Annotated in this window: 6 protein-coding genes; all 6 read left to right on the top strand. The window is 52.6% G+C overall.

Features of this window, described 5'->3' with window-relative positions; translation table 11 throughout:
- A partial coding sequence (locus HLB35_RS16310; protein ID WP_216601620.1) for a phage NrS-1 polymerase family protein occupies positions 1–1,826 on the top strand: 1,826 nt, incomplete at its 5' end.
- Between the two features lie 671 nt (positions 1,827–2,497).
- The gene (locus tag HLB35_RS16305; RefSeq protein WP_171703395.1) at positions 2,498–2,683 is read left to right on the top strand and encodes a hypothetical protein; all 186 of its coding nucleotides are present in this window, start codon (positions 2,498–2,500) and stop codon (positions 2,681–2,683) included.
- Positions 2,684–3,044: 361 nt separating this feature from the next.
- Entirely contained in the window at positions 3,045–3,302 is a 258-nt protein-coding gene (locus HLB35_RS16300) for a hypothetical protein (RefSeq protein ID WP_171703394.1), read from the top strand.
- Positions 3,303–3,493: 191 nt separating this feature from the next.
- Positions 3,494–3,763 (top strand): hypothetical protein, encoded by a 270-nt coding sequence (locus HLB35_RS16295; RefSeq protein ID WP_216601619.1) that lies wholly within the window; start codon positions 3,494–3,496, stop codon positions 3,761–3,763.
- A 373-nt stretch (positions 3,764–4,136) separates the two neighbouring features.
- Positions 4,137–4,361, top strand: coding sequence for a hypothetical protein (locus HLB35_RS16290; RefSeq protein ID WP_171703392.1), 225 nt, complete (start codon positions 4,137–4,139; stop codon positions 4,359–4,361).
- Positions 4,361–4,621, top strand: coding sequence for a hypothetical protein (locus HLB35_RS16285; RefSeq protein ID WP_171703391.1), 261 nt, complete (start codon positions 4,361–4,363; stop codon positions 4,619–4,621). The genes HLB35_RS16290 and HLB35_RS16285 overlap by 1 nt, the downstream gene beginning before the upstream one ends.
- Positions 4,622–4,732 lie beyond the last annotated feature (111 nt).

Raw genomic sequence — 4,732 nt, 5'->3', positions numbered from 1 at the left:
ACGGCTACCACGTCATCATCGAAGGCACCAAGCCCGAAAGCATGGCGAGCAAGGCGAAGCGCTTTCATGATTCCCGTGTGGAAGTCTATTCAAGCGGGCGTTACATGACCGTGACCGGCCAGCATATTGACGGCTATCCGGTTGCGATTGAACAACGTCAGGCGCAACTAGAAAGTGCCTGCAAAACGCTATTCAGAGATCAAGTACCAGCGGCAACGCCAGTTAAACCGGCACCCGTTGACGACCTAGACGACCACACGACGCTAAACCGCATGTTCAGCCATTGCAAAGGATCGCAGGCACTATTCAATGGACAGCAATCAAACGATGCCAGCGGCGATGACTTGGCGCTATGCAATCATCTTGCCTTCATGACCGGCAGCGACCCCACCCGCATGGATCGGCTATTCAGGCAATCGGGGCTGATGCGTGACAAGTGGGATAAACGTCACCGGTCGGACGGTGCAACCTATGGGCAGATGACCATAGAGCAGGCCATTAAAGGCACCAAAAACGCATACACCGGCCAAAAGGCTGACAACGTGACCAACCCCAAGGCTGAAGCGCAAGCGGCCATGCAAGCCGCTGAACAAGGCGAGCAGGACGCTAGCACGTTACCGCCGTTTCCTGATGACTTGATGGGCTTGCCTTATGGCCTGGGCGAGATTCAGCTTTATGTCTACAACCGCATGAAGTACCCAGACGCCGCCGCCGCCGGATTTACTGCGCTCGCCATTGCAACGACCTTTGCTCAAAAGCACGTTACGGTTAATTCATACGAAGGCCTGGGGCTGAATGAGCAGTACCTTGTGTTGGCTCCAACCGGCTTTGGTAAGGAGGATATGAGAAAAGCCGTATCACGACTGAAAAACGAGATAGGCGACCAGTTCTCAGGCGAGAATACTTCCACACTGCAATACGCAGCGCCCGCCAGTGCGCAAGGGCTTCATCAAGCGCTAGAAGAAGATCATTGTCAGATGTTCTTAGCTGATGAGTTCGCCGAATGGTTGCGGCAATCATCGTTTGACGGGATCAAGCAAGCCGCCGTTGGCTACCTGATGCAGATATACAGCAGCGCCCTAGGCACCGTTGACCCTGGACGAGCCGTCACCAAGAAATATACGCCGGTTGAGAAGCCGCGCCTGAGCATTCTGGCCACTAGCACTGCTGAGGCCATGCTCGGAGCTATGACCAGCGAGCAGGCAGACAGCGGCGCTTATAACCGCTGGCTTATACTGCCCATGGAAAACAAGCGCATACATAAACGCTATGAAGGGCTTGTTTATGATCCGCCAGCTAATGTTATGGACTGCCTGATATGGATAGATGAGCTAGGCGATAGCGGCGCAACCGCTGAAGTCCGATTTAGTCGTGAAGGCAAAGAGCTATTCAAGGAGATCGACAGCACCACAGCAGAGCCAATCAGATTTAAGGATGGCCGGTTAGGTGGACGCCTATCAGAGCAAGCCATCAAGATGGCCGCGTTAATCGCATTGTCCGACAAGCGCACCACCATCGACGCCAGCGACCTGCAAACCGCCTATAACATCCGCCTAGGGCTTTACCATCGAACCGCTGCCATGGTTGCCGATAGCGGCGCAATTAGCGGAATGCACGTCACCGGCCAAGCCTTTGAGCAGATCAAAGGAGTCTTGCACAAAAAGGCGACCTTCTACCGTGGCGAGTTCAAGACTCGGAGCCGCAAGTTCAAGGAGCTATCCGAGCGTGACAAGGATTCAGTCGTTCAGTCGCTTATCAGCAATGGCTTGATAACGCCCATTACCAATAGCAAGTTCACATCCAACCTCTATCAGGGGGAGGACTGACTTAGACGACTTCAGTAGTTAGACAGATAGACAACAAAGCCCTGGCTTAGACGCTGGGGCTTTTTTGTTAGACACCGTCTAAGAGTTAGACGTTTGTTAGACGTTTTTGTCTAACAGTCTAAGACAATGATTTATAAGGATTTTTAGGCTATTTTTGGGCTTTGTTAGACACTTAGACGGGGGGTGTCTATATACGCATAAATCGGCAGATAATAGGCCACCACACGACTGAGAGGGGGAGGGGGTGTCTAAGTGTCTAAGTAGTAGTATAAAAACCCTTGAAACCCGCATGGTTGAGCCGTTCAGCCTTGTTAGACAAAAGTGTCTAAGTAGCGTCTAACAGCGTCTAAGTGTCTAAGTGCCTGCTGCTGGCCTTGTGGGAGCCTACTCCAACGGCGCGTACCCACAGATTGAGCAACCGATAGCGCCAAAGATGGACGTATCCTTATCACCACACGCAGGTCGTCGCCTGACCCCTACCCTGGAGCCGTTTTTATAGTGGGGAAATTGCGCTCGGTAACGCTGCTGGCAAGGTGTGTTGATATGGGTGGGTTTGATTTACCGCTACGAATAGCACCCTTTTACCCTGCTGAAACCCGCATGTTACGGCGCGATTGAGCGTATTGGCTGAGGTATACTCTTATCAATACACCGTCAGGAAGGGGCAGAACATGAGCAAGAACCCGCGCAAGTTTGAGCAGGCAACCCGTTTGATCGTGAACATGGAAGCTAGCACCGTGGCCAGTATCGACAGCCTGATGAAACAACGCAGACAACACGCGCATGGCAATCGGGCTGAGTTTGTTCGCCGCGCGGTTGAGAGAGAGCTGGCAAGGTGCCAAGGCGCTAATGTTTGATGATTTTCGAACCCCTTAAAAAGGGGCTGTTTGATGATTTTCCGACATATTAACGCGCGGGCGAACCCTAAGGTTTTACTAAGGGTTTTCGGAGCAGTACGCGCGCAAGCTGGCCACCTGGAACAACACGACGCCGGAGCAAGGTGTAACTGGCGCTTCGCTTGTTGTCACCTTGGACGCACAGAGCGCGTCTAAGCGGCGCAATCCCACCCCTAGGCCAATGCACCACCCCACCCGTTAAAACGTCTCATACGGCAAAGCTGGCCGCACCAGAACCCGTAAGGGCGCACTTACGACTTGCAAGCAAGTCAGCGCTAAATCACTATCAACCAAACAGGCAACCAACCAAGGAAGGCACCCAATGATTGAGCAACGACACCATGATGAAGCCGCCGCAATGGTTAAGGCGTCAGGCTGGGCAGACGACCACAGCGAGGCGTTCCGTTGGGGGCTGGAGTACGCAATAGCCTGGACACTGGCAGGCAGGCCAACGACGCCAGAGCAGAACATCAACACCGCTTGCCCGTATGCAGATCGCACGGCAGAAAAAGACGCTTGGCATAGTGGTTTTCAGCTGGGCAAGAACAACACCACAGCGCCGGAGTCGATGGGGGCATAAATCGGGGCATGTTCAGGCAGGCATGGCGACAAAAGTCACCAACCACAGGCATTGCAGACGGTTATTCAGTGGAGAGTGTATCCACCTAATGTACTTTTCAATCAACCAGCTTTAGGAAAAAAATGAGACTTATTACCTTGGCGAGCATAGTCGTCACAGCCAGCATTACCGCGGGATGTACTCCATACGAAATGATGGGCGTCACTCCATATCAATCTATGGAGTTGATGTCAGGCACAGGAACAGTTGGACGCACAGAGAACGGTGAAACCATTTTTAACTTTGTAGTTCCTGAAAATGCCTGGTCACACCTGGATGAAGAGTCTTTGGAAAAGCAGCATGACTGGCTAATTTCTCGATGGGTTGGAGAAAAGGATATTTGTCCAGATGGTTACACCGTAGAGGTCACTGATGATGGTGGTGATGTAGGGATGGTGGTATACGAGGGCAAGTGTAATTAAGCAGGCTGGCTAGAAGGTTGGGCGATGGAAAAACTATCCACAGTGGTTGGTGAATAACAAATACCGCAGATGACGGCATTACACCTGCATTATTGCAATGATAGAATATGAGGGCAAAACGAAAGACGCCGCCAGTGGGGGCTGGCGGCATCCGGGTCTTTCATGCTTAACCTTAATCGTGCAGATCAGTGGTTGAGCGCATCCTTGCCAGATTGCTGGAGGTGTTGGTCGCACCGTTAGTACAGCAACCTGTAAGGTCATTTTATAGTCAGCAGGGCTTAACCTGCAACAGATGAACCTTGCATGGTGCAAGTATTTTTTTGCACTGCTTCCCCTCAGGATGCGCTCACCACGATAATTCAGTGGTGAAAACATGCCTATTGTTACCCGCCAGACCATCGCCGAGTGCGTACCCTACCGTTACCTCACCGTCACGGAGTGGGCGCGTACCGGAAAAGACTTCCCCAAGGCTATCGGCACTATTGGCCGTAGTTACGTTTATGACCTGGACAAGGTCGCTGCCTGGCTTGAAGCCAAGGGCAAAGCCACCCCTGAGCAGATCGGCAAGTTGCGTCAGCTTGCTGAGGGGGTGGAGTGATGGCAGATGCAGCAGCAGTTCAACCCCAAAAACCGGCACCGGTTGAGATCAATCCAAACCAGATCCCTGATGCGCTGACCAGTCGAAAGCAGTGGATCGTGTGGAAGTGGGTATGGAATGGCAAAAAGTGGGATAAACCGCCCTATAGAGCCGATGGACGCGGCAACGCATCCAGCACTGACCCAAGCACCTGGACGACCTTCAACGTCGCTCTAACGCTTATCAGGCCGGTGAATACGACGGTATTGGTTTTGTACTGACCAACGATGACCCGTTCACGATGATCGACCTGGACAAGTGTACCGGCGAAGCGTGGGCAGTCGAATTGATGGACGCGCTAGACAGCTTCACCGAAAGCACCCCAAGCGGCA

Source organism: Vreelandella azerica (assembly GCF_013112225.1).
Classification (GTDB): domain Bacteria; phylum Pseudomonadota; class Gammaproteobacteria; order Pseudomonadales; family Halomonadaceae; genus Vreelandella; species Vreelandella azerica.
This window is presented reverse-complemented; position numbering and strand designations above follow the sequence as displayed.

What these genes read in the sequence shown, in the direction of transcription:
- HLB35_RS16305 (WP_171703395.1), top strand. Translation starts at nt 2,498, where the DNA reads ATGAGCAAGAACCCGCGCAAGTTTGAGCAGGCAACCCGTTTGATCGTG.
- HLB35_RS16300 (WP_171703394.1), top strand. Translation starts at nt 3,045, where the DNA reads ATGATTGAGCAACGACACCATGATGAAGCCGCCGCAATGGTTAAGGCG.
- HLB35_RS16295 (WP_216601619.1), top strand. Translation starts at nt 3,494, where the DNA reads ATGATGGGCGTCACTCCATATCAATCTATGGAGTTGATGTCAGGCACA.
- HLB35_RS16290 (WP_171703392.1), top strand. Translation starts at nt 4,137, where the DNA reads ATGCCTATTGTTACCCGCCAGACCATCGCCGAGTGCGTACCCTACCGT.
- HLB35_RS16285 (WP_171703391.1), top strand. Translation starts at nt 4,361, where the DNA reads ATGGCAGATGCAGCAGCAGTTCAACCCCAAAAACCGGCACCGGTTGAG.